Origin of the sequence: Acrocarpospora sp. B8E8 (assembly GCF_039871605.1) — a bacterium.
Classification (GTDB): domain Bacteria; phylum Actinomycetota; class Actinomycetes; order Streptosporangiales; family Streptosporangiaceae; genus Acrocarpospora; species Acrocarpospora macrocephala.
The window spans coordinates 16,947-42,832 of record NZ_JBDPLV010000066.1 but is presented as its reverse complement, the minus strand read 5'-3'; the positions used below and the strand labels follow the sequence as shown (position 1 = coordinate 42,832).

General features: G+C 72.1%; 24 protein-coding genes and 1 pseudogene. 3 read left to right on the top strand and 22 right to left on the bottom strand.

Annotated elements, in window-relative coordinates:
* Nucleotides 1-21: 21 nt before the first annotated feature.
* The 20 genes and pseudogenes from ABGB08_RS42595 to ABGB08_RS42500 form a co-directional block, all read right to left on the bottom strand.
* Nucleotides 22-1,533, bottom strand: coding sequence for a helix-turn-helix domain-containing protein (locus ABGB08_RS42595; RefSeq protein ID WP_347602682.1), 1,512 nt, complete (start codon nucleotides 1,531-1,533; stop codon nucleotides 22-24).
* Nucleotides 1,530-2,648: a DUF917 domain-containing protein gene (locus tag ABGB08_RS42590; protein WP_347602679.1), complete on the bottom strand. Its 1,119-nt coding sequence runs from the start codon at nucleotides 2,646-2,648 to the stop codon at nucleotides 1,530-1,532. The genes ABGB08_RS42595 and ABGB08_RS42590 overlap by 4 nt, the downstream gene beginning before the upstream one ends.
* The gene (locus tag ABGB08_RS42585; protein ID WP_347602674.1) at nucleotides 2,645-3,991 is read right to left on the bottom strand and encodes a hypothetical protein; all 1,347 of its coding nucleotides are present in this window, start codon (nucleotides 3,989-3,991) and stop codon (nucleotides 2,645-2,647) included. The genes ABGB08_RS42590 and ABGB08_RS42585 overlap by 4 nt, the downstream gene beginning before the upstream one ends.
* The gene (locus ABGB08_RS42580; RefSeq protein WP_347602671.1) at nucleotides 3,992-5,002 is read right to left on the bottom strand and encodes an ABC transporter permease; all 1,011 of its coding nucleotides are present in this window, start codon (nucleotides 5,000-5,002) and stop codon (nucleotides 3,992-3,994) included.
* The gene (locus ABGB08_RS42575; protein WP_347602668.1) at nucleotides 4,999-6,546 is read right to left on the bottom strand and encodes a sugar ABC transporter ATP-binding protein; all 1,548 of its coding nucleotides are present in this window, start codon (nucleotides 6,544-6,546) and stop codon (nucleotides 4,999-5,001) included. The genes ABGB08_RS42580 and ABGB08_RS42575 overlap by 4 nt, the downstream gene beginning before the upstream one ends.
* 10 nt (nucleotides 6,547-6,556) lie before the next feature.
* On the bottom strand, nucleotides 6,557-7,630 hold the full coding sequence (locus tag ABGB08_RS42570; RefSeq protein ID WP_347602665.1) for a sugar ABC transporter substrate-binding protein: 1,074 nt from the start codon (nucleotides 7,628-7,630) through the stop codon (nucleotides 6,557-6,559).
* Nucleotides 7,631-7,824: 194 nt separating this feature from the next.
* Entirely contained in the window at nucleotides 7,825-8,871 is a 1,047-nt protein-coding gene (locus ABGB08_RS42565; RefSeq protein WP_347602662.1) for a thioesterase domain-containing protein, read from the bottom strand.
* Between the two features lie 17 nt (nucleotides 8,872-8,888).
* A complete protein-coding gene (locus tag ABGB08_RS42560) occupies nucleotides 8,889-10,115 on the bottom strand; it encodes an MFS transporter (RefSeq protein ID WP_347602659.1) in 1,227 nt (408 codons plus the stop codon).
* Nucleotides 10,108-11,403 carry a hypothetical protein gene (locus tag ABGB08_RS42555; protein ID WP_347602657.1) on the bottom strand — a complete coding sequence of 432 codons (1,296 nt, stop codon included), beginning with the start codon at nucleotides 11,401-11,403 and terminating at the stop codon, nucleotides 10,108-10,110. The genes ABGB08_RS42560 and ABGB08_RS42555 overlap by 8 nt, the downstream gene beginning before the upstream one ends.
* A gap of 2 nt (nucleotides 11,404-11,405) precedes the next feature.
* The gene (locus ABGB08_RS42550) at nucleotides 11,406-12,818 is read right to left on the bottom strand and encodes an amino acid adenylation domain-containing protein (RefSeq protein WP_347602654.1); all 1,413 of its coding nucleotides are present in this window, start codon (nucleotides 12,816-12,818) and stop codon (nucleotides 11,406-11,408) included.
* On the bottom strand, nucleotides 12,815-13,033 hold the full coding sequence (locus ABGB08_RS42545) for a phosphopantetheine-binding protein (protein WP_347602651.1): 219 nt from the start codon (nucleotides 13,031-13,033) through the stop codon (nucleotides 12,815-12,817). The genes ABGB08_RS42550 and ABGB08_RS42545 overlap by 4 nt, the downstream gene beginning before the upstream one ends.
* On the bottom strand, nucleotides 13,030-14,100 hold the full coding sequence (locus tag ABGB08_RS42540; RefSeq protein WP_347602648.1) for a hypothetical protein: 1,071 nt from the start codon (nucleotides 14,098-14,100) through the stop codon (nucleotides 13,030-13,032). The genes ABGB08_RS42545 and ABGB08_RS42540 overlap by 4 nt, the downstream gene beginning before the upstream one ends.
* Before the next feature lie 14 nt (nucleotides 14,101-14,114).
* Complete coding sequence (gnd, locus tag ABGB08_RS42535) at nucleotides 14,115-15,026, bottom strand: phosphogluconate dehydrogenase (NAD(+)-dependent, decarboxylating) (RefSeq protein WP_347602645.1); 912 nt, start codon at nucleotides 15,024-15,026, stop codon at nucleotides 14,115-14,117.
* Nucleotides 15,027-15,150: 124 nt separating this feature from the next.
* Nucleotides 15,151-16,023: an LD-carboxypeptidase gene (locus ABGB08_RS42530; RefSeq protein WP_347602642.1), complete on the bottom strand. Its 873-nt coding sequence runs from the start codon at nucleotides 16,021-16,023 to the stop codon at nucleotides 15,151-15,153.
* Nucleotides 16,024-16,064: 41 nt separating this feature from the next.
* Nucleotides 16,065-16,817, bottom strand: coding sequence for a GntR family transcriptional regulator (locus tag ABGB08_RS42525; protein ID WP_347602639.1), 753 nt, complete (start codon nucleotides 16,815-16,817; stop codon nucleotides 16,065-16,067).
* Nucleotides 16,818-16,826: 9 nt separating this feature from the next.
* Nucleotides 16,827-17,491: pseudogene (gene trpA, locus ABGB08_RS42520) on the bottom strand (tryptophan synthase subunit alpha).
* A 74-nt stretch (nucleotides 17,492-17,565) separates the two neighbouring features.
* Nucleotides 17,566-18,771, bottom strand: coding sequence for a tryptophan synthase subunit beta (gene trpB, locus ABGB08_RS42515; RefSeq protein ID WP_347602636.1), 1,206 nt, complete (start codon nucleotides 18,769-18,771; stop codon nucleotides 17,566-17,568).
* Nucleotides 18,772-18,862: 91 nt separating this feature from the next.
* Nucleotides 18,863-20,653, bottom strand: coding sequence for an FtsX-like permease family protein (locus ABGB08_RS42510; protein WP_347602633.1), 1,791 nt, complete (start codon nucleotides 20,651-20,653; stop codon nucleotides 18,863-18,865).
* Nucleotides 20,654-21,394: an ABC transporter ATP-binding protein gene (locus ABGB08_RS42505; protein ID WP_347602630.1), complete on the bottom strand. Its 741-nt coding sequence runs from the start codon at nucleotides 21,392-21,394 to the stop codon at nucleotides 20,654-20,656.
* Nucleotides 21,391-21,672: a hypothetical protein gene (locus ABGB08_RS42500; RefSeq protein WP_347602627.1), complete on the bottom strand. Its 282-nt coding sequence runs from the start codon at nucleotides 21,670-21,672 to the stop codon at nucleotides 21,391-21,393. The genes ABGB08_RS42505 and ABGB08_RS42500 overlap by 4 nt, the downstream gene beginning before the upstream one ends.
* Between ABGB08_RS42500 and ABGB08_RS42495 the strand changes: the two genes are divergently transcribed.
* The 3 genes from ABGB08_RS42495 to ABGB08_RS42485 all read left to right on the top strand — a co-directional run bounded on the left by ABGB08_RS42495 (nucleotide 21,632) and on the right by ABGB08_RS42485 (nucleotide 23,633).
* Nucleotides 21,632-22,135: a hypothetical protein gene (locus tag ABGB08_RS42495; protein WP_347602624.1), complete on the top strand. Its 504-nt coding sequence runs from the start codon at nucleotides 21,632-21,634 to the stop codon at nucleotides 22,133-22,135. The two genes, ABGB08_RS42500 and ABGB08_RS42495, sit on opposite strands and share 41 nt — an antisense overlap.
* Complete coding sequence (locus ABGB08_RS42490) at nucleotides 22,128-22,277, top strand: hypothetical protein (protein WP_347602621.1); 150 nt, start codon at nucleotides 22,128-22,130, stop codon at nucleotides 22,275-22,277. Before ABGB08_RS42495 ends, ABGB08_RS42490 begins: the two co-directional genes overlap by 8 nt.
* A gap of 84 nt (nucleotides 22,278-22,361) precedes the next feature.
* Nucleotides 22,362-23,633 (top strand): ricin-type beta-trefoil lectin domain protein, encoded by a 1,272-nt coding sequence (locus ABGB08_RS42485; protein ID WP_347602618.1) that lies wholly within the window; start codon nucleotides 22,362-22,364, stop codon nucleotides 23,631-23,633.
* Between the two features lie 160 nt (nucleotides 23,634-23,793).
* On the opposite strand, the gene ABGB08_RS42480 is transcribed toward ABGB08_RS42485, so the two are convergent.
* Both ABGB08_RS42480 and ABGB08_RS42475 read right to left on the bottom strand, forming a co-directional pair.
* Entirely contained in the window at nucleotides 23,794-24,471 is a 678-nt protein-coding gene (locus tag ABGB08_RS42480; RefSeq protein ID WP_347602615.1) for a hypothetical protein, read from the bottom strand.
* Between the two features lie 2 nt (nucleotides 24,472-24,473).
* On the bottom strand, nucleotides 24,474-25,766 hold the full coding sequence (locus tag ABGB08_RS42475; protein WP_347602612.1) for a hypothetical protein: 1,293 nt from the start codon (nucleotides 25,764-25,766) through the stop codon (nucleotides 24,474-24,476).
* Nucleotides 25,767-25,886: the final 120 nt, after the last annotated feature.

The window sequence follows — 25,886 nt, the reverse complement described above, 5'->3', positions numbered from 1 at the left end:
TACGGCGGCCGCCGTACCGGGTCAGCTCATCTCGGGGAGCAGGGCGTAGCACGCCAGGTGCAGGGCGAGCCGCTGGTCGGGGCGGTCCAGGTCGACGCCGCGCGCCCGGATTCGCTCCACCCGGCCGAGCACCGTGTTGCGATGCACGCCGAGCTGGGCGGCGGCCTGGCTGGTCGAGCCCGAGCAGTCGAGCAGCGCGGCCAGCGTGGTCACCAGCACCGGCCCGTCCGGCGCGGCGAGCAGGTCGGCGAGCACCACCCGGGCGGAGCCGACCAGCTCCGGCTGCGACAGCGAGGCGAGCAGCACCCGATAGCCGAGCTCGTCAAAGGAGCGCACCGTCCCGTGGCCGTCCCTGACCGTGACCCCGGCCGCCAGCACGGCCTGGGACAACGACTCCCGCAGCCCCTCGGCTCCCGCCGCGGCACGGCCGACGCCACCGCTCAGCGGGATGGGAGAGCGCATCCGCGTCAGATTACGCCGCAGCGTCCCCACCACCTGCTCCACGGTGATGTCGTCGCCTGTCCACCAGCTCGCCCAGCCCTGGTCCCAGGGCACCAGAGGCAGCTCCTGGACGGCTTCCTGCCAGGCCGAAACCACGCCAGGGCTGGCGGTCGCGCTGTCGAGCGTGGTGTCCGACCGCAGGAAGACCGCCACGTGACGTCCCTCGACACGCCACCCGAGAACCTCTTCGGGCACGGACCAGCCGCCGTTGCCCGGATTCTCCCGACCGGCCGGCTCGGCATCCGCCCCGGCTGCCGCGAAGAGGGCGGTCAGGGCCACCCGGCCGCGCTCGGCGTCGTGCACCGCGTCGACCCGTTCCCTGGCCACCGAGGCGGCCAGCGGCGCCCGGGCCAGCCGGAGGATGAGACGCACGGTCTCGCCCCAGGTCGGCGACGGCGGGCCGGCCACGGCCGCCACCAGCTCGGCCCAACGGCGGCCGTCCGGGCCCGGCACGTCCACCCGGATCCGATGCTCGGCCCGGTCGGCGGAGGCCTGACCGGCGATCACGTGACCGTCCGGAGCGACCAGCGCGACCAGCACCCCGGGAACCTCCGAATTGATCACCCCGACGATGCCGCGGACGTTGCTCCGCTCGGCGAAGAGCTCCGCGCAGCGCGCCGCCAGCCGGGCCCGGGCCGCCTCGGGGCTGGCGATCGCCGCGGCCAGTTCCAGCGCGCAGGCGGCGGTGTCCCCGGTCACGACGAAGACGGGAAGCCGCATCCGCCGGGCGAGCTGGGCGGAGGCCTGGGTCAGTCCGGTGACGGCCGGACACACCAGGCAGGCGGCGCTGCGCTCCCAGGCCAGGCGGAGCGCCGACTCGACCGCCCAGGCCCCGAGCGCGAGCCCGCCCGTGAGCACCACCGCGGTGCCGGGCCCGCAGCGGCGGACCTGGTCCAGGTCGGAGACCAGCGCCACCCGCGACACCGGCCGGGTCAGGTTCTCACCGACCAGCATCTCCGCGTGGCCGAGCGGCCCGTACCTGACGAGCTCGTCCACGGTCAGCTGTTCCGCGGGACGTCCGGCGCGCTTCATCGGCCCTCTTCGCGGGGATGGCGCAGGGGGAATCCGAAAGCCCCAGGACCGCCGAGGGCGAGCCCGGCGACGCTGTGCCAGACGGGAGCGGCCGGCACGCAGAGCACGTCCACCTGATCCCCGGCGGTCAGCCGTTCCGGCCCGGTCATCCGCAGCGTGCTCCGGTCCAGCAGGCAGAGCAGGTCCGGTACGGCGGCGGCGAGCGCGCCGTCGGACAGGGCGAGCACCAGCTCGTTGTGCGCCTCCAGCCGGATCAGGCGACCGCTGTCGTGATCGTGCACCACCATGCCCACCGGGTTTCCCGGATAGACGGTTCCCGCCTGCCGGACCGAAGGGCCGATCTCCACCACCCGGCCGCCGCCCAGAACCGCCGCTCCGGTGGCTGCCGTCAGCTCGCGGAGCAGCCGCTCGTGCCGCGCGGTCCCGTGCCCTGACCGGTCGTCGCGCGAGGCGTGCTCGCACAACACCCGGCCCACCTCGAGCACGCGGCTCACGGAACCGTGGATCGCGGCCTCCCGCAAGCGGCCCACCCGGGCCGGATACATCCCGCACAGCAGCCACCCGCCGGCCGCCTGCGCCATCGACCTGGCGATCTGCTCGGCGCGGGCCGAGCCGGTGTCGAGCAGCAGCGAATCATGCCCGGCACTGACGACGGCCAGCGGGCTCAGCGACACCCCGGCCAGCTCGTAGGTGGTCTGGTGGATCAGCGGGAACACCCGGCCCATGCCGTCGCAGTCGATCAGCGGCAGCCCGAGGACCGCGGCCGCGGCCACGGGGTGCAGCGCGTTGACGCTGGCCGCGTTCAGCGGCATCACCGCGCCCAGCGGGGCACCGAACCGGCCGGCCAGGCTGCGGGCGAGGACCACGGGTTCGTCCCCTGAGGGCGGCAGCTCGGCCATGGCGACCGTCGAGCCCATCGCGCCGATCGCCGCGCACGGCGTGTCCGGGTCGAGCTCGTCGGCCGCGACGAGCTCCACCGGCCCTGTGTGCGCGAGGATGTCCTCCAGCCAGACGCCCGCGAACTCGATCCCCTCGCCCGCGGCGCTGGTCGAGAAGAACTCCGCGCCCGCCAGCAAGGCCGGGACGTCCGCCACGGTGATGGTGCGGGCGGTCACGCGTCGTCCTCGGCTCGCCCGCCGGCGCGTACCACCAGCCGGTAGGACCCGCTGCGGAGGAACGACACCGACAGGGCGCGGGAGCTCACCACGCGCTCGCTGCCGAGCCGGGCGCCGCTCTCCGCCACCAGGGTGAGCGCCCGTTGCTCCACCACGGCCCGCTTGCGGGCGAGTTCCTCGGAGGTCTCGGCGTACAGCACGGTGTCCAGCCAGGCGCTCGGCTCGGTGCCGGCCGCGCCGATGGCGGCCAGCTCGGCAGGGGGCTCCACCAGCACGGTCGCGGACGGCAGCCGGGCGGCGACGGCCCGGGCCCGGTCGGTCGCGGCCCCGTCCTGGTCGCTGGCAGCCTCCCCGGCGACGGCGACGACCGCGGGGTGCTGGTCGTGCTCGGCCAGCAGGGCGAACGCCGCGGCCGAGGCCGCGGCGGAGCCGGAGATCGGGGTCAGTGCCGCCTGCGGCACGGCCATCCGCACCCCGCCGGGGCCGGGCAGGTCCGTCGCCACGTGCGGGAGGCCGTCGCGGACGTGGCCCACGGCGAGCCCGTCCGGCCGGGCGAGACCCACGACCGCGTCGTCCACTCCGGCGAGCCGCGCGGCGCCGGTCAGGGCGGCGGCTCCGGTGGCCGACAGCCCCAGCACCGGCAGCAGCCGCAGCCGCTCGGCGGAGATCCGGCCGCCGTCGCCGGCCACGAACCAGGACGACGTCAGCGGTCCGAGCCCGCCGGCGACGCGTCCGCAGCGTTCCACCACCTGCTCGGCCCGGCCCAGCAGCGCGGCGTTGATCACCGTCGCCGCCTCGCGGTCCAGCAGGCCGAGGCCGCCGACCTGGTGCGAGAGCGAGACCCTGAGCTGGGGGAGCGCGTCGCGGATGAGCTCGCCCGCGACCAGCTCGTGGTCGTGACACCCAGGGGCCCCCGTGGCCGTCAGCGCCAGCGCGGTCAGGCCCTGCGCCTCGGCCTCCGCCGCGTCGCGAAGCAGCGCGTAGATGTCCAGCATGGCCAGCTCCACTCCGAACAGATCATGCCCTCCGATCACCGCGGCCTGCCGTCCGACGAGCGCCCGGAGCAAGGGGGAGGGGTGCCCGCTGCCGAGGCCGCGAAACGGCATCCGGGGCAGGATCCGTACGGCGGCCACCGGGGAACCGGCGCTCGCGGGATCGAGCTCGGCGGAGACGTCCCAGGTCACCGACCGGACCGGCGTCCCCTGGGCGAGGCCGCGCAGCATGCGGGAAAGCGCGCGGTCGTCGTCGGAGCGGCCGGCGGCCTGGCGGACCTCACCGCCGGCGACGAGGGCCGCGTGGGCGTGTCCGGCGGCCAGCCGGACCCCGATCCGCGCACCCTCCACCTAACTCCTTCGACCTCGGAGCAACCGGTCGAAGCTCACCGCGCCGAGAATCAGCGCACCCTGGACGACCTGCTGATATATGGTATCCCAGCCCAGCAGGTTGAATCCGTTGCCGATCAAGGTGATGAGCACCACCCCGATCAGCCCGCGCCAGATCGCGCCCTCGCCGCCGAGCACGCTGGTGCCGCCCACCACCGCCGCCGCGATCGCGGTCAGCTCCATGCCCGTGCCCATGCTGGCCTGTGCGGAGCCGCCGCGAGCGGCGAGGATCAGCCCGGCCAGGGCCGCGCACACCCCGCTGATGGCGAAGACCGCGATCCTGATCGTGCCGACCCGGATGCCGGACAGCCGGGCGGCCTCCTCGCTGCCGCCGACGGCGTAGACCCGGCGGCCGAACGTGGTTCGCGCGAGCACCACCCAGCAGACCCCGGCGACCAGCAGGAACAGCAGCGAGGAAGCGGTGATCCCGCCGAGCACGGTCGGCCAGCTGAGCGCCTGGAAGGCCTGGAGCAGGCTCTCCTGCGGGTACACGATGGCGCCCGCCGTGAGGATCACGGCGAGCCCCCGGTACATGATGCTGAGCGCGAGCGTGGCGATGAACGAGTGCACCTTGACGGTGACCACGACCAGGCCGTTGAGCGCGCCGAGCGCGCCGCCGGCCAGCACCGCGGCGATCATGCCGGCCGGCACCCCGGCGTGCGTGGTGACCACCACCGCGGTGATCGCGGACACGGCCAGCACGGCGGTGATCGACAGGTCGAACGCGCCCGAGATGATGACGATGGTGGCGGCACAGGCCAGCAGCCCGACCACCGCCGCCTGGTCGAGCAGGTTGACCAGGTTGCCGGTGGTCAGGAAGGTCTGGGTGGTCAGCGACAGCGCGACCACGATCACCACCACGGTCAGCACGATGCCGAAGTCGTGCAGCCTGGTGAACCTGCTGGCGGCGGCCCGGCCACCGGCTCGTCCGGCCGCGTCGAGCGCGGCCTCCGCGTCAGCGGTGGTGGTCATTGTCGCTCCTCCGTGCCGGTGGGGCTGGATATCGGGTCAGGCCTGGCGTCCTCGTCGGCGAACGCCAGGGCGAGCACCTGTTCTCGGGTCGCCTCACCTCGGGGGAACTCGGCGACGAGCCGGCCGTGCCGCATCACCAGCACCCGGTGCGCCAGACCCAGTACTTCCTCGACCTCCGAGGAGACCATGAGCACGGCCATTCCCTGCGCGGCGAGATCGACGAGGAGCCGGTGGATCTGGCTCTTGGCCGCCACGTCCACGCCCCGGGTCGGCTCGTCGACCAGCAGCACCTTGGGCCGTTCCAGTAGCCACTTGCCGAACAGCACCTTCTGCTGGTTGCCGCCCGACAGCGTCCAGACGGGGCCGCTCAGGTCGGAGCCGCGTACGTCCAGGTCGTGGAGCATGGATCCGGCCGCCGCCCGCTCGGAGCCGCCCCGGACGAAGCCGGCGAGCTGCCGTTCGCCCAGGCTGGCCAGCGCGATGTTCTCGCGGACCGAACGCTCGAGCACCAGCCCCTGCTCCTTGCGAGACTCCGGGACCATCGCCAGGCCGGCGCGCATGGCCCGCGACGGGGAGCCGGCAGGCACCGGGTGACCGTCCACTTCGACGACCCCGCCGTCCCGCGGGTCGGCGCCGAAGATCGCGCGCAGCGTCTCCGACCGGCCGCTGCCGACCAGCCCCGCCACCCCTACGATCTCCCCGGCTCTTATCTCCATCGACACGCCGCGCACCGCCGAGCCGCCGCGCAGGTCACGCGCGCTGAGCAGCACCGGAGCGGTCTCCGGCACCGGGGCCGGTTCCGGGTAGAACAGGTCGAGCGGCCGGCCGACCATGTGCCGGACCAGGCTGTCGGGCGTCTGCTCGGCGGCCGGTCCGGTGGTCACGTGCCGGCCGTCGCGGAGCACGGTGATGTCGTCGCAGACGGACAGCAGCTCGTCCAGGAAGTGCGAGATGAGCACGACCGCCGCGCCGTCGGCCGCGAGCTGCCGGACCACGGCCAGCAGCCGGTCGGTCTCGGTCTTGGTGAGCAGCGCGGTGGGTTCGTCCATGCCGATCACCGAGGCGCCGGACGCCAGCGCCCGGAGGATCTCCACCTGCTGCTGTGCCGCGAGTGGCAGGTCCCGGACCAGGACCGCCGGGTCCAGCTCGAATCCGGTGCGCTCCAGCAGCCGGGCGAAGTTCCGGCTGTCCGCCCCGGCGGTCCGCCAGCCCAGCCGGTTCCGCCAGCGGCCGAGGTAGACGTTGTCCAGCACGGTCATCGCCGGCACCAGGGCGAGCTCCTGGGAGATCAGCGCGAATCCGTGCCGCAGCGCGTCCCTCGGCGAGCCGACCGAGATCGGCCTGCCGTCCAGCAGTATCCGGCCGGTGTCCGGGGCCACCGCCCCGCACACCGCCTTGAGCAACGTCGACTTGCCCGCGCCGTTCTCGCCCAGCAGCCCGTGCACCCGTCCCCCGTACAGGGTGAAGGACACGTCACGGAGCACGGGCACGCCACCGTAGGCCTTGCCGAAACCTTCCAGGTCGATCCTGACCGGCTGGGACATCGGGTGACCCCTATTCGTCGTACTCGCCCTGCACACCGGCGAGCGCGTCCTTGGTGCCCTTGCCGCCGTTGGGGCCGAGGGCGGTCGAGCTGGTGCTCGCCGCGACGTTCTGGCCGCGAGCCTTGGCGAGGCCGAGTTCGGCCGCCTTGGCACCGGCGGTCTTCTCCGGCAGGTAGTAGGTGGCGAACCAGCGGCCCTCCTGCACCGCCCGCACCGCCTGGCGGGAGCTGCCGTTGCCGATCAGCAGCACGTCCTTGCCCTTGAGTACGGCCTCGGCGCCCGCGATGGCCTGCGAGGAGCCGATGACGACGTCGACGCCGGGGTGGGACTGGAGCACGTCCTGCATCGCCTTGCGCCCGCTCTCCTTGGTGTAGCCGCCCTCGACCTGGGCGGCCACCGTCACTCCGGTCCCGGCGGAAAGCGCCTGGACCACGGCGTCGGTGCGCGCGTTGTCCAGCGGCAGGGACTTGAAGCCCTCCAGGTAGGCGACCTCGCAGGGGTCGAGCTTCTTGCTCTCGCAGGCGGCCACGCCGAGCTCGCCGAGCACGCGGCCGTTGTCCACCGGCACGTCTATCAGCGTGATCATGCCGGGCACCTGCGACTCGGCGGTGTCGTAGCGGGTGCCCACCGGGGTGAACTCGGCCACCACCGTGATCCCCGCCGCGAGCGCCTGCTTCACCGCGGGCACCACGGCCGCGCCGTCGTTGGCCTGCACGATGAACACGTCGAAGCGCTTGGAGGTCACCGCGTCCTGGATCTGCTGGACCTGGGTCTGCGCGTCGAAGTTGGGGTCGAAGAACTCGGCCTCGGCGTCGTTGGCCTTGGCGTACTCCTCGACTCCCGACCAGGTGGCCGAGGCGAACGAGTTCGCCCGGGCGAACCCGAAGAAGGCGATCCGCTTGTGTCCCGCCGCGCTTGACGCGGCCGACGAACCCTCGGGGGCCGTGCCCGTCGTCGTGGTGCCCGATTCCGGCGCGACACACGCGGTGCTCAGCCCGAGGACTCCGGCCGCGACGCCGAGGGCGAGTGCCCTTTTCTTGATCTTCATGTCAATTCGCTTGAGGTAGAGAACACTGCGGATCACGTGAAGCCTCCGAGCAGATGGAATGGTCGCTGCCCGCCGCCCCCTACGACGTGGCAGAAACTGTAGAAACCGGCCCGGCACCTCCCTGGGCGCGCCGCACATCGGGACGCGCCATCGCTGTGCACCACGCCGTCCCCCTCGGATCCACCGCAGTCAGGCTGCGGGAAGCCACACGAGCGAACGGCTGAGGGGCCCTAGGGCAGGGCCACGGCGTTGCTGAATTCCGGGGTCTGCATGATGGCCAAGCTGTCTGGCTCGTCGAAGATGTAATTCCGGGCGTTCGGGGCCACCGGTGACCAGTCCGCGGCCTCCCCGGCCGCGGTCTGCGCCGTCTGGAAGACCAGAGCCGGCCCCGGATACGGCCGCGGGTCGTAGTTCTCCTGGGCGAAGGCGGCCGCCGCGGCCACCGCCGCATGCCAGAAGAAGTCCTCGGGCTTCACCCCGTCGAGCCAGAAGGTCTGCTCGAAGGCCTCGAGCACGTCCGAACGGTTCGCGTCCAGGTCCAGGTCGCCGAACATGAGCTGCACGTAGGCGAGCCGTTCGAGGTAGAGGTCCGACAGTCCGATTCCGGGCGGTCGCTGCCGAATGCCTGGCCGGATCGAGTTCAACCCTGCTGCATCCAGCGAGAACGCGGAGGGCATCAGGGCGAGTACGGCCACCTCTTCCCCCGCCTCGGTGAGCCGGTGCGCCATCTCGAACGCCACATGACTGCCCATGCAGAATCCGCCGATCGAGTACGGGCCGTGCCGCTGCACCCGGCGCAGCTGAGCGATGTACTGGTCGGCGATCTCGACCATCGACAGCGGGGGCCGCGTCCGGTCACGTAGCCCGATCGCCTCGAACCCGTACACCGGCCGTCCGCGCCGGAAATGGTCCACGGCCCGTTCGATGAATCGCACCTGCCCAAGACCGGTATGGACGAAGAACAGAGGGAGACCGGTACCGGCGGCCAGCGGTACCAGAGTGTGGACCGCGGACGACCACACCGACGTGCTCTCGGCCCACAGATCGGCGAAAGCGGGATATTCCCCGGCCGCGCCGATGACCCGTTCCCGCAGCGCGCCGGCCAGCAACGGTACGGTCGGGGACCGGAGCAGGTCGCGCATGCTGACCGGGAAGCCGGATTGCTGCAGCTGGACCACCAGAGCGACCATCGCTTCCACGCCGCCATGGCCGGCCAGGAAATCGTCACTCGCCCCGGGCGAGATCTGTTGCCATCGAGAACGCAGGTACTCGTCCATGTTCGATCGTCCTCTCGTCACAACGATGCCGGGCTGGGCTTGCGCTGGACGGCCCGGATCGGGCGGGCCAGCGGGAGCAGCAGATGAATGACGCCGTGCAGGATGGTGATCGTGACGACGGTCGCCGAGGTCCCGGCCGCGGCCGCGACGGCCCCGATCGCCAGGTACCCGAGCGGGGCGAAGAACACCGAACCCATCCAGTCGTAGGAGCTGATCCTCGAGATGAACGCGGGATCGACGTTCTCCTGCAGCGCCGATTCCCAGAGCGTGTCCGCCGCGAGCAGCCCCACGGTCGCCACGACCGAAGCGAGCACCAACGCCACCACGCCGAGCCCGGCGCTCAGTCCGAGCAGGAACGGCAGGTCGAGCAGGAGCAGGGCGCAGGCCAGGGCAACCGGTCGGCGCGGCCGCCAGCGCAGGAGCAGCGCGCCGCCGAGGATGGCGCCGACGCTGCGTGCCGTCAGCACCGCGGCCCACCCGCTCGCGCCGACGTCGTCCTGGGTGACCAGAGGTCCGATGACGAAGACCACCGGCAGCACGGTGGCCTGGTAGATCGCGAACGACCCGACCATCAGCCAGACCCAGGTCGTGCGACGGAACACCGACCACCCGGCGACCAGTTCCTGCCGGAGCGATGCACGTTCGGACGGCGAGGACAGTTTCGGCAGCCGGGACACCGCCACCGCGGACACCATGAACGTCACCGCGTTCGCGAGCAGCGCCCACTCCGGTCTCAGCACGGCCGCGAAACCGGCGGCGGCCGGGGGGCCCAGCACCGATGCCGTGTTCATGGCCGTGCGCAGCACGGCGTTCGCCCGCTGCAGGCCCTCCAGCGGCACCAACTGCGGGAGTACGCCGATGAGGGCGGGCACGGCGAGGGCGTTCGCACAGCCGTACAGGATCTGGAGGATTACCAGCAGGTGCAGCTGCCGCGTGCCGCTGTGCCACAGCAGCAGGGCGGTCGCGACCTGGGTGGCCGCCATCAGCAGATCACCGAGGATCAGCACGCCCCGGCGGTCGAGGCGGTCACTGATCACCCCACCGGCCAGCAGGAACACCGTCTTGGGCAGGATCGCCGCACCGAGCACCACCCCGAGGGAGGCGGCACTCGCGCCGTGCCAGACCAGCGCCACCGGCAGTGCGACCGCTGCCATCTGATTGCCGAACGCCGACACCGACGAGCCGAGCACGTACCGGCGCACGTACCGGCCCGTGCGCGGCTCCGGAATAGTTCCGTCAGGCATCTGGGTCTCGCAACCGCTGCAGCCAGCCCTGATCGGCCACGGGTTTCCGCTGGCCGTCGACGAAGGCAAAGGTCGTATGGAGATATTCGGCGATGTCCAGGAAACGGTCCCAGAGCTCGCGATGGCTGTCGCCGGCCAGCCAGAGCGTTGCCACCGCGTCGTCGGTGCCGCGCTGCCAGGCGCACGGTTCTCCTTCGCCGCGCACCTGATCGACAGCCAGTACCCCCGGGCGACGGCTCAGGATCCGGCGGTCAGGAGCCCGGCTGATCCGCCGCGCGGCCTGGGGCGCCGGGAACAGCAGGACGGCCACACACCGCCGCCAGGTGATCGTCAGCCGCTGTGCCCGGTCCGGTGAGCCGGCCGCGACGTCGAGGGCGAGCCGGGCCACGTCGAGATCGGCCCCGTACCGGGCCGCGCGGGCGACGAAACCGCCCAGCCGCCCGTTGACCTCGATGATCTCGTCTCGGTCCGGCCCGGGCTTGATCTCGACGTGGTAGCTGCCGGGGCCGGCCGGCAGCGCATCGAGCGCGTCGTTGGCCGTGGCCACCAACCGGGCCACCGCGGTTTCCGGCAGCGACGTCGGCCACATCAGTCCGGTCTCCCGGCAGGGCGCGGCCAGCGGCGCGCGGTCGGTGACGAACGCCAGTCGCGGTGCCGTACCGGTGGCAGGCCTGATCACCTCCACGGACACGTAGTCGGCCAACCGGGGCGTCTCCCGGGGGAGTCCGGCGATGAACTCCTCGGCGAACAGCGGTGGGGCATCGTCGCGGTGACCGAGCGCGGAAGTGAACTCGTCGACGTCCTTCGGCGAGCGCAGCAACCAGGTGTGGGCGCTGGCGACCCCGTTGACCGGTTTGACCACCACACCCGAGCCCCATTGGGCCAGCAGCGTCCGTGCCTGTTCCGGCTCGTCGAGCACGGTCGACCGGACCCGGGAGACACCCGCCGCGACCAGACGTCGGCGCTGCTCCTCCTTGTGGCTCCACAGTTCGTGACCGCCGGCAGGCCGCAGACGGCGTCGGATCCGCGCGGCCAGCGGGCAGAGCCGATCGGTGAACGTGGTCACCGCCGCGGCCCCGGCAGCCGCGATCGCGGCCGCGCAGCCTTCGACGTCGGTGAAATCGGCGTACAAGGTGGGCGCCAGGGACTCGGCGACCAGCCGGAGGGGGCCTTCTGCCCCTTCGTCGAGGACGAACAGGACCGGCAGCGTGTCCCCGGCGGCCGTGACGATCTCCACCGGCGTCAGGGATCCCCGCTCCGCGATCAGGACGGCCAGCGGACGTTTCATCGTCACCGGACCAAGGCCCGGCGGTCGATCTTGCCCGCGGTTGTCCTGGGCAACGCGGCCATCAGTTCGATGCGCGCGGGACGCATGACCGCGGGTAACCGTTCGGCCAGCCAGAGCCGCAGGCTTCTGACGTCCAGCCCGGCGTCCGGGCGAGGACGGACGACGACGAACGCGGTGAGGTGCGTTCGGCCCGGGTCGTCCCGGGCGCTGACGACGACCACCGCCTCGGACACGCTCTCGTGCGCTTCTAGCGTCCGTTCGATCTCGCCCAGCTCGATCCGGTGCCCGCGCAGCTTGACCTGCCCGTCGTCGCGCCCCAGGAACTCGATACGGCCGTCCGCGCGGTACCGCCCGCGATCTCCGGTGTGGTAGCAGAGCCGGGTGCCGGTATCGGTCTGCCGGGGCCGGAAACGTTCTGCCGTCAGTTCGGGCTGATTCAGGTAGCCCAGGGCGAGACCGTCGCCGTACAGCAGGATCTCGCCCTCCGGACCGGACAGGCACATTCCGCTGCCCGGCAACGCGGTGCCGAGGGTCACGTCATCGGCGGCGGACACCAGCTGGGCCGAGGCCCAGATGGTCGCTTCGGTCGGCCCGTACACATTCCAGAGCCGGCGACCCCGTGAGCGCAGCTGCGCGGCCAGGGCGGCGGTCAGCTCCTCGCCGCCACACCAAAGGTCGCTGCCCGGTGCGCCGGCCCAGCCGGCGGCCACCGCCAGCCGCCAGAAACTCGGGGTCGCCTGCAGGACGTCGGGGGCATGGCGGCGCACCACCGCCGCGAAGATCTCCGGGTCGAGGCGGGTCCCCTCCGGGGCCGCGACGACGGTGCCACCGACGGTCAACGGCAGCAGCATCTCCGCGATCGAGATGTCGAACGACAGCGCGGTCATCGCCAGCATGCTCTGGCCCGCCCGCAGACCCGGCACGGCGGCCAGACCGGTGAGCCGGTCGGCCAGCGCCTGGTGCGAGACCAGTACGCCTTTCGGGCTCCCGGTCGAGCCGGAGGTGTAGAGCAGGTACGCGACCTCGTCGAACCTGGTTCGCCGGGCACCGTCCGCAGCCGGTTCAAGCACGACCTCGAGCAGCCCGGGACCGCCCGGGCGAAGTGTCGCCGCGGGCCGGGCGTCCGCCAGCACGGCCGTCCGGTGCCGCGCCGGACTGTCCTGGTTGAGCGGCAGCAGCGCGCACCGCGAGCGCGCGGTGGCGAGGAAGGCCAGGGCACCCAGAGCCGGGTCTCCCGCATCGAGGGCGACCAGACTGCCGGGGGAGAGGGCGTCCTCCAGCCGGGATCCGAGATCGGCCGCGCGAGCCGAGAGTTCGCCGTAGGTGACGACTACGGCGTCGGAGCGGATCGCCGGGTGGTCCGGGTGCCGTTCGGCATGGGCCTGGAATGCGGTCCAGACGCCGGGGAAGTTCACGAGACACCGTCCACCAGTTCGTGCACCCCGACCGGCGTGGGACGGCGGATGATGTCGATCATGCGCAGCGTCACCCCCGTGCGCTCCTGGATCCGGGCGATCAGTGTCAGCACCAGGAACGAGCTGCCACCGACCTCGAAGAAGCTCTCATCGGCCGCGATCTCGTCGGTCTCCAGAATCTCGGCCATCAGGGTGGCCACCTCGGACTGGGTCATTCGGTGCTCCTCAGATCGGGCCCGCGCGCGAGCCACTCGGTGTTCTCGGCGTCGAGTACGCCCCCGTGCAGCGGCTCGAACGCGGCCCCTCTCGATGCCTTGGGCGTTCGTGCGGCCGTCCCCGCGCGAATGGTGTTCAGCCGGTTCTCGCGGGCGTACGCGTGAGGCCGGTGGAAGATCAGGTCGAGGTAGAGCGCCAGCCGCGCCGGGTCGTCGGACGGCGGCAGGCCGATCTCGTGCAGCTCGAGGCTGTCCTGCCACACCAGCGCCGTGAGCACGCCGTGCTGGGATCCGGCACGCGCGTCGAACACGATCACCCGCACCCCCGCGCAGTCCGCCCACTGCGTGTACCGCATGCGCACGAACTCGGGGTCGTCGAGCTGACCCATCCGGCGGTTGTGCTCGGCGATCAGCCCGGCGGTCCGCGGGGCGGCGTCCTGCCACGGCACGACGGACGCGGTGGTCGCCGCCCGCTCGATGATCCGCCGGTCGCGGCGCAGCACGCCGCGGACCCGGGCCTGCGTGCCCTCGGTCCTGAGCACATCGTGGAAGCAGGCCTCGTGCTCGAGGACGCCCCACCGGATGCGGCCGCCGGTGGCGGCGTCGAGGATCCGGCGGGCCCGGGCGTAGACGAACGGGAAGACCAGGCAGCGACCCGATGCCACGGCGATCCGGGCCACCTCGCGCAGGCCGTCCCGGGCCAGGGCGCCGTTGTCGGGAAGGTGCAGGGCTGTCCGGCGGTCGTACACGCCTCCGACGAGCAGGCAGCGGTCGGGTGTGACCTCGGCAGGGGACAGCTCGGGGATCGGCCAGGTGGCCGGGGCGTACGCGGGATCCGGCCACGAACGACCGGTCGGCCAGTACACCGGCAGCAGCGCGGCCAGGCGCGTAAACCCGCTTCCGGCCGATTCCGCTGCCACATAGCGGCGCTGCCAACGTCCGTCCGTCTCGACGCTGAGCAGCCGGGCCCGGATGCCGGCGGCCCCCGCACTGGGGTCGAACGCGGCAGGCTCCAGGTCGGGCAGGCCCGACAGCCCGGTGCCGATCCGGAACCGCGTGAGCCCCATGGCCCGCGTTGGCGTCAGGCCACCGGTCCGTTTGGCCGGTTGACGACGTGACCGCCGAATTCCTCCCGCAGCGCCGACAGGACCTGTCCGCCGAAGGAGGTCTCCTGCCGGGAGCGAAGACGCGTCAGCAGGGCGGCGGTCATCGCGGGGGCCGGGACGTTCCGGTCGATCGCTTCCAGCACCGCCCAGCGACCCGTCCCCAGATCCTCGACGTAGTCGGAGAACTTGGACAGTTCCGGGTCGGCGTCGAGCTTGTTGGCGAGTAAGTCGAGCAGCCGGGACTGGACCAGGCTGTTGTGCCGCCACAGTTCGGCGATCGCGGGCAGGTCGAGGTCGTACTCGCTGGCGTTGAGCACCTCGAAGCCTTCGGCATACGCTTCCAGCAGCCCGTATTCGATGCCGTTGTGGATCATCTTCACGTAGTGCCCGGCACCGGAGGGGCCGACGTACCGGCAGCCGCCCTCGGCGGCGATGCTCCGCAGGACCGGCATCGTCTCCGCCGCCAGTTCGGGGTCACCGCCGACCATCAGGCAGTACCCCTCCGCCCGGCCGAGCAGCCCCGACGACGTGCCGACGTCGAGGAACCGCAGGCCCTTCTCCCGGCACCGGGCGGCCCGCTCAACCGACTCGTGAAAGTTGGTGTTCCCGCCATCCATCAGGAGATCTCCCGGTTCGAGAGCCTCCTCGAGGTAGGCGGTGACCGCCCGCGTCGGCGGACCGGCCGGCAGCATCGTCCACACCGTCCTCGGTGCCGGCAGGGCGGAGATCAGGGCCGCGAGGTCCTCGACCGGTTCCAGACCGTCATCCGCCAGCTCGGCCATCACCGCCTTGTCCAGGTCATGGCCCACCACCCGGTAACCGTCCCGCAGCCAGTGCCGCGCGATCCCGGCCCCCATCCGCCCGAGTCCCACCAGCCCGATGTCCATGCAACCTCCCGACGCCGTGCCCCGTTACGGTGAAATGTTGCGTTTCGCACGTTATCAAAACGCCCGGCCTAGTCTCGGATATTTAAGATCCGGAAATCGGAGGCGCAATGTCGAGCGTCGCCCTTCACCTCAGGGCCGGCACGGTGTAGTGCAGTGATCGGCTGCCCGTGTCCAGCACGGCCGGGACGCCGAGGGGGACGGTGAGCTGGCGGGGGCCGTGCCCGACGTCGAAACCGGCCAGGATCGGAATGCCCAGCGGGCCGAGACGCTCGCGCACGATCGCGTCCGGATCCGGGCCGCAGTTCTGCCACCGCCCCGCCACCACCGCGACGGCGCCGTCGAACCAGCCGGACCGCAGCATCTGGGTGAACAGCCGGTCAAGCCGGTGCGGTTCCTTGTTGACGTCCTCCAGCACCACGACGCAGCCCGCCGCCGACCCGGCCTCGGGACTGCCCAGCAGGGCTGCCAGCAGGTTGAGGTTGCCGCCGACGACCGGGCCGCCGGCCCGTCCGGGCACCAGTTCGGTCGCGGCCGGGCAGTGCAGGCGCTGCGTCTCTTCCGGGGACATCAGCGTCCGGATCAGCTCCTGGGCCCATCGGTCGCCGAGGCGATCGGTGCCCAGTGCCGTACCGGCCACCATCGGCCCGTAGAGGCCGACGGTACCGGTGTGCTCGGCCAGCCAGCGGTGCAGCACCGTCACGTCGCTCGAGCCGACCAGCGGCTTCGGTGCGGCGGCGGCGAACCGCTCCGGATCGAGGTGATCCAGCACTCGCAACGCGCCGTACCCGCCACGAGCGCACAGCACCGCGCGGACCCGCTCGTCGCACCAAGCGGCGGTAAGGTCGGCGGCCCGCTCCTGGTCGGTGCCGGCGAATAGGCCATGCCGCGCGAGGACGTGCTCGCCGGTGACCACGTCCAGGCCGGCGGCGCGGAGGCGGGCGCAACCGTACGCCAGCCGTTCCGGCGAGACCGGTCCGCTGGGTGCGACCACGGCCACCCGGTCTCCCGGCCGCAGCCTGGGTGGGCGCGCAATCGCGGTCAGGTGGCGACCCAGGTGAGGGAGAGGCCGGTGGCGGCGCGTTCGGTGCGGATCTCCATCATGCTGCCGAGGATGGTGGCATGGTCGGACACCACGGGCGTGGCGTCGAGCGTGTAGGTGATCCGGGTGCTGACGAGCACCGGGCTGCCCTGCGGCTCGTGGAGGTGGCGGGCGGCGGCGGGGTCGAGCAGACCGGGCCGGACCACCTCGGACGCCCGGGCGACCGCCACTCCCGCGTCGGCGAGGGCCGTGTAGAGGGAGACGGCGGTGAAGTCGCGGTCGCGGATCTGGTCGGCCACCGGCCGGCGGACCCAGGACACCTGGTGTACGGCGGGACGTCCCGCGAACTCGCGGACCCGCTCCAGCCGCAGGGCGGTGTCGCCGGGACGCAGCCGTAGCTCCGCGGCGATCCGGGCGGGGGCGCGGCGCACCGCCCGCCCGGCCACCGCGGTGCGCACGTCGTGGCCCTGTTTACGCAGGTCGTCGACCAGGCTGCGGAGCGAGTCGAGCTGGTACGCCAGGTGGGGCGGGGCGACGAACGTGCCGCTGCCGGGCTGCTGCACGATCAGCCTCTCGTCGCTGAGCTCCCGCAACGCCTGGCGCAGCGTCATAAGAGTCACCCCGTAGGAGGCGCTCAGCTCCCGTTGCGGCGGCAGGGCCGCACCGGGGGCGTAGTGTCCCGACCGGATCTTCGCGGCGAGGTCGGCGGCGATGGCGCGGTATCTCGCCTCGTGCCCAGAGTCGGGGGTCATCGTGGTCGGTCACAACTCCTGGTCGAGGGCCTGCCGCAGGGTCGCGAGGAAGGCCCGCAGGTCGTCCGGCCCAGCCCCGTCGAGCACCCGCCGCATGACCGCGGCGCCGACCACCACGCCGTCGGCGTGCCGGCGGGCTTCGCGTGCCTGGTCCGGGGTGGAAATGCCAAATCCTAGCAAGACCGGCCGGTCGGTGACGCGCCTGATCCGCTCGGTGAGCTCCGCCGCCGAAGCGGCGAGGGCGGCCCGCTCACCGGTGGTGCCCATCAGCGACACCGCGTAGACGAATCCGCGGCTGCGGCCCGAGATCTCCGCCAGCCGCGGCTGCGGCGTCGCCGGCGACGCCAGCAGGACCAGCTCGATCCCGGCGGCGACGGCCACGTCCGTCAGCTCGTCCGCCTCGTGCACCGGCAGGTCGGGCACGATCAGGCCGCCGACGCCGGCCCGGCGCAGCGCGGCGCAGAACGCCTCGGGGCCGTCGTGCAGCACCAGGTTGTAGTAAGTGCTGATGACCAGCGGCACGCCCAGGTCCGGCTGGCCTGCTGGATGGTGACGCCGTCCAGCGTGGGGTCGGAGAAGGGCAGGCCGACCTCGATCGCGTCCGCCCCGGCGGCGGCGAACGCCCGCAGGTAGTCCGTCCAGCCGGGCGTGATCCCCCCGGTGACGTACGGCATGAGCAGGCCGCGGCCGGTGTCCCGGCGGGCACGCAGGTGGCGTTCGACCGCGCCCGCGGCCAGGGCAGGGCTCGTCACAGCAGCTCCTTCAGGGTTGAGACGTCCTTGTCGCCCCGGCCGGACAACGTCATCAGCACCGTCGATCCCGCGGGCAGGTCCCCGCCGCCCGCCGCGCGGATCACCCAGGCGAGGGCGTGCGCCGATTCGAGCGCCGGGACGATGCCTTCGGTACGCGCCAGCCGTACCGCCGCGCCGACCGCCTCGTCGTCGGTCACCGTGACGTAGCGGGCCCGGCCCAGGTCGCGCAGGTGGGCGTGCTCCGGGCCGACTCCCGGGTAGTCGAGCCCGGCGGCGATGGAGTGCGCCTGGGTGATCTGCCCGTCGCCGTCCTGCAGGAACAGCGAGCGGCAGCCGTGCAGGACGCCAAGCCGGCCGCGGGCCGCCCCGGCGCCGCCCTCCGCCTCGACCCCGACCAGGCGCGCCGCGGTGTCGGCGAATCCGGCGAACGTGCCGGCCGCGTTGGAGCCGCCGCCGACGCACGCGACCACGTAGTCCGGGACGCCGGTCCGCAGCTCGGCGGCGCACTGCCCGCGCGCCTCGTCGCCGATGATCCGCTGGAACTCCCTGACCATCCATGGGTACGGATCCGGCCCGACGACCGAGCCGATGCAGTAGTGGGAGTCGCCGGTCGCGCCCACCCAGTGCCGCATGGCCTCGCTGGTCGCGTCCTTGAGGGTACGGCTGCCCGTGGTCACCGGGACCACCTCGGCGCCCAGCATGCGCATCCGGAAGACGTTCAGCGCCTGCCGCTCGATGTCGCGCTCGCCCATGAACACCGTGGCCTCCAGCCCGAGCAGCGCGGCGGCGGTCGCGGTGGCCACCCCGTGCTGGCCCGCTCCCGTCTCGGCGATCAGCCTGCGCCGTCCCATCCGGGTGGCCAGCAAGGCCTGGCCCAGCACGTTGTTGATCTTGTGGGAGCCGGTGTGGGTGAGATCCTCGCGCTTGAGGTACAGCCGCACGCCCAGCGCCTCCGACAGCCGACCGGCCGGGGTGAGCGGGGTCGGCCGCCCGGCGTGCACGGCGAGCAGCCGCGCCAGGGCGCCGCGGAACCCCGGATCCGCCCAGGCCTCCCTGAACTCCGCGTCCACTTCGCGGCACGCCTCCACCAGGGACTCCGGCGCGTACCGTCCGCCGTACTCGCCGAATCGGCCCCGCGCTCGGGGCTCGCCCATCGTCCCGTCCAGCGGGACCGGCTCACGCCACGGCAACACGTCTCGCATGCCATGCTCCTATCGTTCTATAACTCTATCCAAGAGTTCTATAACAGTGAGCATGGCACGGACAGCGTGGACGCGCCACCACCGCCGTCGATCACGCTGTTTCGGCGCTGAGGGCCTGCGCCACGGGCTGGCGCGCCGCCAGGCGTGCGGGCAGCGCGGTGAGCGCAGCCGTCGCCAGGAGAGTCGCGAGCGCGGCGCCGAGCAGCCAGGAGGAGGGGGGTACGGTCCACTTCCCGAGAGCGAATATCGAGAACAGGCCGAGGCCCAGGGGAACGCCGAGGATGGCGCCGGGCAGGCTGGACAGGAGCTGGGCGGTGGACAGCCCCGCGGAGATCTGTCCCGGGGTGGCGCCGAGCGTACGTGCGATGGCCATGCTCGGCCGGGCCTCGATGGCAGTGGTCCAGGTGAGCGTGATGGTGTTCACGACGGCGAGCGCGATCAGCAGGATGGCGACGGCGAGCATCAGCTGGCGGTCGTGCTCGCCCCGCAGGTTGGGCAGGGCGGAGGAGCCATCAAGGCCGTAGCCCCGCTCCCGCTGGGCATAGCGGATCAGCAGGGCGACGATCGCGATCACTATGGTGGCGGTGGAGCACGCCTGCAGCACGGCGCGGCCCGGCCGGCGGGCGGTCAGCCGCAGCCCGAGCAGGAGCGGCGTGGGCAGCAGCGCGGACAGCGCGGTGAGCCAGGGGCGGTGCCGGGGCTGGTACGCGGTGGCGGACAGCGCCGTGACGGTCGCCGTACGCATGGCCCGCAGCGTCGGGCGCAGCGTGGACAGCACCGCCACCGCCACGGCGAGTACGGTCGCCGTGGCAACGGTGGCGACGGTCAGCCCGGCGGCGTCGCCGATCCGGCTGGCGGTGGGGCTGGCGATGGCGGGCATGGTCAGGCGGGCGATCACCAGCCCCAGCGCGTCGCCGGCCAGCGCCAGCGCCAGGTACTCGGTGAGCAGGACGGCGGCGATCAGACCCGGGGCGGCGCCGACGGCCTTGAGCAGCCCGGCCCGGCGCGTCTGCTCGGCGGCGCGTCCCACGGCCAGCGCGGTCACTCCGGTGATGGCCAGGAAGCTGAGCAGCCAGCTCCCGACGACCAGGATCGGCTGGCTGTCCCGGAGGATGACCATGTCCTGGATGGCTTTGAACTGCCAGGAGTGGAAGTTGATCCTGATGATGGAGACGTGGTGGGCGTCGCGGAAGGCCTCGGTGGCGGCGGGGTCGCGCAGCTTGAGGTCCAGGGCCAAGGTCACCGGGAGGTCCTGGGACGACGCCAGCGTCCGGGCATCTGATCGGGTCATCCAGGCCAGGCCGCTGTAGTCGCTGGGGCCGCCGCCCGGGCCGATCTGCGCCGCCCAGGGGTAGATGGAGGTGGCCGCGGTGACGGCGATCCCGACGACGGGGTACGACCGGCCGGCGATGGTGACGTGGTCGCCGACGCCGACGCCCAGCGCGGTGGCGAAGCCGCGTTCGAGGACCGTGCCGCCGGGGCGTACCCACTGACCCGAGGTCACCAGCGGCCGGTTGACCGCGCCGGGCGTCTCGGCGAAACCGTGCACCACCACGGGGGACGACGTGGAATCGCGCGTGGTGAGGTCGGCGTAGACGATGCGATAGGGGCCATGGTGGGCGACGACTTCGGGATCTTTCGCCAGCGAGGCCAGGGCCGAGGTCACGGCGGGGCCCCTGTCGCCGGAGAGCGCCACCACGTCCGGCCCGGCGGTGGCCGCGCGGGTCTGCTCGTACAGCGTGTCGCTCACGTCGCGCAGGGACAGGCCCAGGGCCATCGTGGCGGTGGCCACGGTCACCGCGAGCAGGAGGATCGCGACCTGGACCTTGTGCCGGCGCACGTCAGCCAGCACCAGGCGCACGACGAGCACGATGGAGCCCATTCAGCCCTCCAGTCCGATCAGCCCGCCGAGCCCGCGCGGCTGGGAGCCGGCCAGCCGGGTGTCGTCGACGAACATCCCGTCGCGCATCGAGACCACCCGATCCGCCGTGGCCGCCACCCGCTCGTCATGAGTGACGATCACGAGGGTCTGCCCCGCGGAACGCAGCTCCTCGAAGATCCTCAGCACCTCGAGGGTCGCCGCGGTGTCGAGGTTGCCGGTCGGCTCGTCGGCCAGGACGACCAGCGGGTCGTTGACCAGCGCGCGGGCGACGGCGACCCGCTGGCGCTGCCCGCCGGACAGTTGCGACGGCAGGTGCCGGGCGCGCGCGGCGAGCCCGACCCGGTCCAGCAGCAGGCTCGCGCGCCGCCTGGCCTGGCGCCGCGAGCGCCCGGCCAGCAGCGCGGGCAGCTCCACGTTCTCGGCCGCCGACAACTCCTCCACCAGATGGAAGGCCTGGAAGACGAACCCCACCGACCGGCGCCGCATGCGCGCCAGAGCTCGCTCGCTCAGCGTGTCGATGCGCCGCCCGGCCACCCACACCTCTCCATCGGTGGGCCGCTCCAGGCCACCCAGCAGGTGCAGCAGCGTGGATTTCCCGCAGCCGCTGGGCCCCATCACCGCCAGCATCTGCCCCTGAGGCACCTCCAGGTCGACCTCGTCCACCGCGTGGACCCGGCTCTGCCCCTGACCATGCGTCTTCACCAGGCCGCAGGCCCGGACCACGGCACTTGACACGTTCATCCACCCTCGATTTCGTCATCGGCCTTGGACCAGGCCCGCTCGCAGGCATCCAGCCAGCGCAGGTCCGCTTGCAGCCGCAGCGCGACCCCTTCCAGCAGCAGGCCGGCGCCCGACCCCGCCGGCTCGGCCAGCGCCGCCTGCTGCGCCTCACGCAAGCGCCGCAGTAACTCGCGGCGCTGCGCCGCCACCAGCTCCACCGGGTCGGCCAGCCGGGCCGCGGCCGACTTCCGCGGCCCGATGGTCCGCGTCCCGCTCGCCCCCGGATCCGGCCCGAACACCGCCAACTGGCTGTTCATCACCACGGGCACCGGAAACCGCCCGCGCGAGGTCGAGATCAAGACCACCGAGAACGGCAAGTCCACCCTGAGCCTGCGGCCGATGACCACCGAATGGGTGGACCTCGTCCTGGCCCGGGTCGGCGGCGCGGTCATCTCTCTCTACCGCCCGGACGGCGGCGCCTGGTGGGTGGGCGCCCGCTGGCGGCGCGAGGACCTGCCGGACACCCTCCAGTGGGGCATCGCCGCCTACACCGATTGGGACAGCTTCGGCCCGCTCCAGGCCGACCCCATGGCCGCGAACAAGAAACGTGTGAAGGGACAACCCGATCTGCGGCTCACCGTCGACTACGTCCACTTCAACCAGCCGCGGGTGCCCGCGGGCGTGGACCTCCTCGACGCCGGATCCGTGCCCGACGCGACACTGGTCCAGCTCCTGACCGCCGAAGCCCCAGGCGGTGCATGACCCCGGGAAGATCATCACCGACCTGGCGGTCACGCTCGTGCTGGGTGGGGCGACCAGACCGATGAAGATCTTGGACCCGCCCGACCTGCGTGACCTGATGGCCGAAACCGTCAGGGATCTCGCCAAGATGTACGGCACGTAGCCGCAGGAGGAATGAACCGGATCCGTGGATACTCGCGACAGATCGTCGACTCACTTCGACTCTCACGAAAGAGCGACGACACCGATGCGACACCTCCTGCGGATTCTGCTGGCGCTTGTGGCGACCGTCGCCATGGCCGTACCGGCCGGTGCGGCCGCCGCCGTGCCCGGACCGGATCCCTTCCTGTACGCCGCCCACGTCGGCCGATGCTGCATGAACCATGACCAGTTCATCAATCCCGGCCAGTACCTGACCTCCGACGACGGCCGCTATGGGTTGATCATGCAGCTCAACGGCGACCTCGTCCTGTACGGTCCGGCGCCGTGCGGGTTCCTTCAGCCCGATGACTGCCCCGGGCCGTACGCGTGGTGGTCGACCGGCACCTCCGGCCAGCCGGGCAACCGCGTCGTGATGCGGATGGACGGCAACCTGGTGGTGTACCGGCCCGACGGCAGCACCGCCTGGCAGTCGGACACGCACGTCGCCGGCGCGCAGCTGACCATCGAGAGGTCCGGCAGGCTGACCATCGCCAACAGCACTACCGGCGCGCTCGTCAGAGAGCTGGCCCCGGCCCGCATTCCGGCGGTGCGGCCGTCCACCCCGGTCGACTCGCTGTACGCGGGCGACGCCCTGCTCGCCCCGCCCCGCGGCTACAACTACCTCACCTCCAGTGACCTCCACTACGGCGGCGTCTACCACCTGCTCCTGCGCGCCGACGGCGACCTGGTGCTCTACGCCCCCGGATACAACGTCCGCTGGTCCACCCACACGGCCGGGTCCGGTGCCAAGAGTCTCGCCATGGGCGCGGACGGCAACCTCGTCCTGCTGAGAGGCGACGGCACCAAGGTCTGGGCCTCCAACACGTGGGGATACGGCGCCTACAACGAGAAGCGGGTCCGTCTGCGCCCTACCGGTGAGCTCGCCCTGGAGCTGACCTCCACTCAGAGCATCATCCTCACCCCGACCAAGCGGCCCACCACCATACGCTTCGGGCAGACCGCCACCTGCCTGGATGCCGACAACTCCGGCGGCAGTCCCATCCCCGACGGCGCGATCGTGCAGGTGTGGACCTGCAACGGCGGCAACAACCAGTACTGGCACTACGATGGCCGGGCGTTCCGCGCCGATGGCCTGTGCCTGGACGTCGAAGGCCTCGGCAACGGATCCCGGCTACGCCAGCGCACCTGCGACCCCGCATCGCAAAGCCAGGTCTGGCACGTACCCGGCGACGGCACATTCGTCCACAACCTGAGCGGCCGCTGCCTCGACCTCCCCATGGCCGACAGGTCCGACGGCACCCGGGTGCAACTCTGGGACTGCCTGGGAAATCCCAATCAGCAATGGACCATGTGGTAGGTCAGCGTCAGCGGCATCCCCGTCCACGCGCACGTGCTATCGCCCTGGTCTCACCGGTCGGACGGTGTCATGGGTCGCGTAGCCCGCCCAGACCGTGACCTTCAAACGAGTTCCGAGGCGACGGAGCGGTTCGCCGGCGTCTCCCTCGCGGCGCATGTGATCACCCCGCTGTGAACGGGCTCCCGCGCGGGGTCGGCGTCGGGCAGTGGGTGGTGTCGGCCCCGATCACATATCCGGGCTTGGGCGGTGCCGGCGTGTCACCCAGGATCGTCAGCGTGAGCAGCAAGAACACGATGCACAGGAGTGCCAGCGTCGCGGCGAGGACGACGGGGAGGGACGGCCGCCAGCGTGGGGCGGCGCCGGGCGCGGGCCTGCTTTCTCCAGGCGTCCGGAGGCTGGTTCGCAGGGGGAAGGGCTGACCCGCGCCGGTGGTGAAGTTCGCCTCGTCGTCGAGGAACCGGCGGTACACCTCAAGGGCGGTGGCCCGGGCCGTACGCAGATCCGCCGGGTCAGGCTCGACGCGGGCACCGCGCGGGCGGACGTAGCCGTACAGCAACTGCAGGGGGCGGCCGTGTTCGTCCTTGGGATCATCGGCCTGGCCCAGGTCGGCCGCGGTCAGGCGATGGGTCGCGTGGACCACGCTGATCGCCCTCCCCATGCGGGTGGTGAGGTTGAGGACCTCCGGCCGGTCAGGTACGCCGCTGGGCTGGACGTTGTTCTCCAGCAGGGCGGCATCGCCTTCGGCGAGGAACGGCTGGGGCATCAGCAGCGTGCGGTAACCGGCGCGCCGCCCCCGAGCGACGAGGAAGGGCCACGCCTGCGCGGTCACGGTGGCCATGATCACAGTCCAGCCGTGAGACGGGAACTGGGAAGCCGGCCTTCGAGCTGGTCAGGCTTGCCGCGCATGTCGCGGAGCACTCGTCGGCGGGCGTGCAGGAACTCCTGGACCCGCTGTTCGACCTGGTTCACCTGCCGGTCGACCTGGACCTCCTCGGTCTCGGCGCGGCGGCGGCGGGAGTCCAGGAACATGCCCATCATCACGTCGCCCATCACGGTGACAGCGGGCGTGCCGATGTACTGCAGGAGCGCCCGCCCGGCCGACTGCCCGGCCAGCGTGGCCGCCGAGGAGAGCCGCTCCAGCGGCGTCCGCCGGGTCCACTGGCGGATCTCCTCGTCCAGGTCGGCGGTGAACTCCTCGTGCAGGCGCATCTCGGCCTGGTCGAAGACGTCGGGAACCACGGCGGACAGGGGCACGTCGGCGTAGGTCGGCTGCGCCTGGGCGCTCGGGACCTTGACCACGTGACCGTGCTGGTCGATGGTGGCGAATCCCCGGCCGACCGCGCTCACCGGGATGAGCCGGACCACGCGCTGCGTGCCGTGCGTGTTCACCAGGGCCCGGAACTGACCGTTGGCCATCAGCAGGTCACGGACGCGGGCCAGCCGGGTGTCCTCGTCCTCGTGCAGGTCGGCCAGCAGGTCCCATTTGGTGAGGACGAAGCTGATCGGGCAGGTGATGTTCATCATGTGCGGGATGAGGATGTTGAGAGTCCGGTCCAGTTCGGCCCAGCCGCGCGCCTCGCCGTCCAGGTGCTGGCGGATCCGCTGGCCGTCCAGGATGCCGAGCACGGCGTCGGCCGACTGGACCTGGGCGAACAGTTCCGCCTGCCGTTCGGCTCCGGCCGGGTCGGTGCGGGTGAGCAGTTCGCCGGCGTACTCCAGGTAGTCCAGGCGCAGGACGTCGTGCACGGAGTCCGCGGTCCTGGTCTTGACGGTGAAGGCGAAACGCCGGGTCTCGCTCAGCGTGGTCCCGGCCGGCCAGCCCCCGGGGTCGGTGGTGTCGGCCATGGTGGCGAACCACTCGGTGAGCTTGGCCACGTCGGCCGGCGCGGCGGACAGGTAGTAGCTCTGCCGCGTCGGCGCCTGAAGTTCGTGGAACATGCTGGCCAGCAGCAGCGTCTTGCCCGCGCCCTGCAGTCCGAGGGACACGATCCGGAAGGTCGGGACGGCGGAGTCGATACTGGCCTGCCCGAGCGGGACGCCGCCTTCCGTTCTGCGCCTGCGAAGACGCTGCTGGAGCCAGGCCAGTCCCTTGACGACGCCCGCGGCCAGGGTGATCACGATGGCGATCTCCATGACGGTCACCTCGCGCGGTTCATGTGGTGGTGCACCGGGCGTTCCATGTCTCCTCCAGTGTCGATTGGCGGGATTTGCGTGCGCTATGAGAATGCGCTGTATCCACGCCGGACACATCGG

What these genes read in the sequence shown, in the direction of transcription:
- gnd (WP_347602645.1), bottom strand. Translation starts at nt 15,026, where the DNA reads ATGGACATCGGGCTGGTGGGACTCGGGCGGATGGGGGCCGGGATCGCG.
- ABGB08_RS42580 (WP_347602671.1), bottom strand. Translation starts at nt 5,002, where the DNA reads ATGACCACCACCGCTGACGCGGAGGCCGCGCTCGACGCGGCCGGACGA.
- ABGB08_RS42595 (WP_347602682.1), bottom strand. Translation starts at nt 1,533, where the DNA reads ATGAAGCGCGCCGGACGTCCCGCGGAACAGCTGACCGTGGACGAGCTC.
- ABGB08_RS42555 (WP_347602657.1), bottom strand. Translation starts at nt 11,403, where the DNA reads ATGAAACGTCCGCTGGCCGTCCTGATCGCGGAGCGGGGATCCCTGACG.
- ABGB08_RS42560 (WP_347602659.1), bottom strand. Translation starts at nt 10,115, where the DNA reads ATGCCTGACGGAACTATTCCGGAGCCGCGCACGGGCCGGTACGTGCGC.
- ABGB08_RS42565 (WP_347602662.1), bottom strand. Translation starts at nt 8,871, where the DNA reads ATGGACGAGTACCTGCGTTCTCGATGGCAACAGATCTCGCCCGGGGCG.
- ABGB08_RS42495 (WP_347602624.1), top strand. Translation starts at nt 21,632, where the DNA reads ATGGTCCGCGTCCCGCTCGCCCCCGGATCCGGCCCGAACACCGCCAAC.
- ABGB08_RS42545 (WP_347602651.1), bottom strand. Translation starts at nt 13,033, where the DNA reads ATGACCCAGTCCGAGGTGGCCACCCTGATGGCCGAGATTCTGGAGACC.
- ABGB08_RS42575 (WP_347602668.1), bottom strand. Translation starts at nt 6,546, where the DNA reads ATGTCCCAGCCGGTCAGGATCGACCTGGAAGGTTTCGGCAAGGCCTAC.
- ABGB08_RS42505 (WP_347602630.1), bottom strand. Translation starts at nt 21,394, where the DNA reads ATGAACGTGTCAAGTGCCGTGGTCCGGGCCTGCGGCCTGGTGAAGACG.
- ABGB08_RS42480 (WP_347602615.1), bottom strand. Translation starts at nt 24,471, where the DNA reads ATGGCCACCGTGACCGCGCAGGCGTGGCCCTTCCTCGTCGCTCGGGGG.
- ABGB08_RS42525 (WP_347602639.1), bottom strand. Translation starts at nt 16,817, where the DNA reads ATGACCCCCGACTCTGGGCACGAGGCGAGATACCGCGCCATCGCCGCC.
- ABGB08_RS42540 (WP_347602648.1), bottom strand. Translation starts at nt 14,100, where the DNA reads ATGGGGCTCACGCGGTTCCGGATCGGCACCGGGCTGTCGGGCCTGCCC.
- ABGB08_RS42475 (WP_347602612.1), bottom strand. Translation starts at nt 25,766, where the DNA reads ATGGAGATCGCCATCGTGATCACCCTGGCCGCGGGCGTCGTCAAGGGA.
- ABGB08_RS42510 (WP_347602633.1), bottom strand. Translation starts at nt 20,653, where the DNA reads ATGGGCTCCATCGTGCTCGTCGTGCGCCTGGTGCTGGCTGACGTGCGC.
- trpB (WP_347602636.1), bottom strand. Translation starts at nt 18,771, where the DNA reads ATGCGAGACGTGTTGCCGTGGCGTGAGCCGGTCCCGCTGGACGGGACG.
- ABGB08_RS42485 (WP_347602618.1), top strand. Translation starts at nt 22,362, where the DNA reads ATGCGACACCTCCTGCGGATTCTGCTGGCGCTTGTGGCGACCGTCGCC.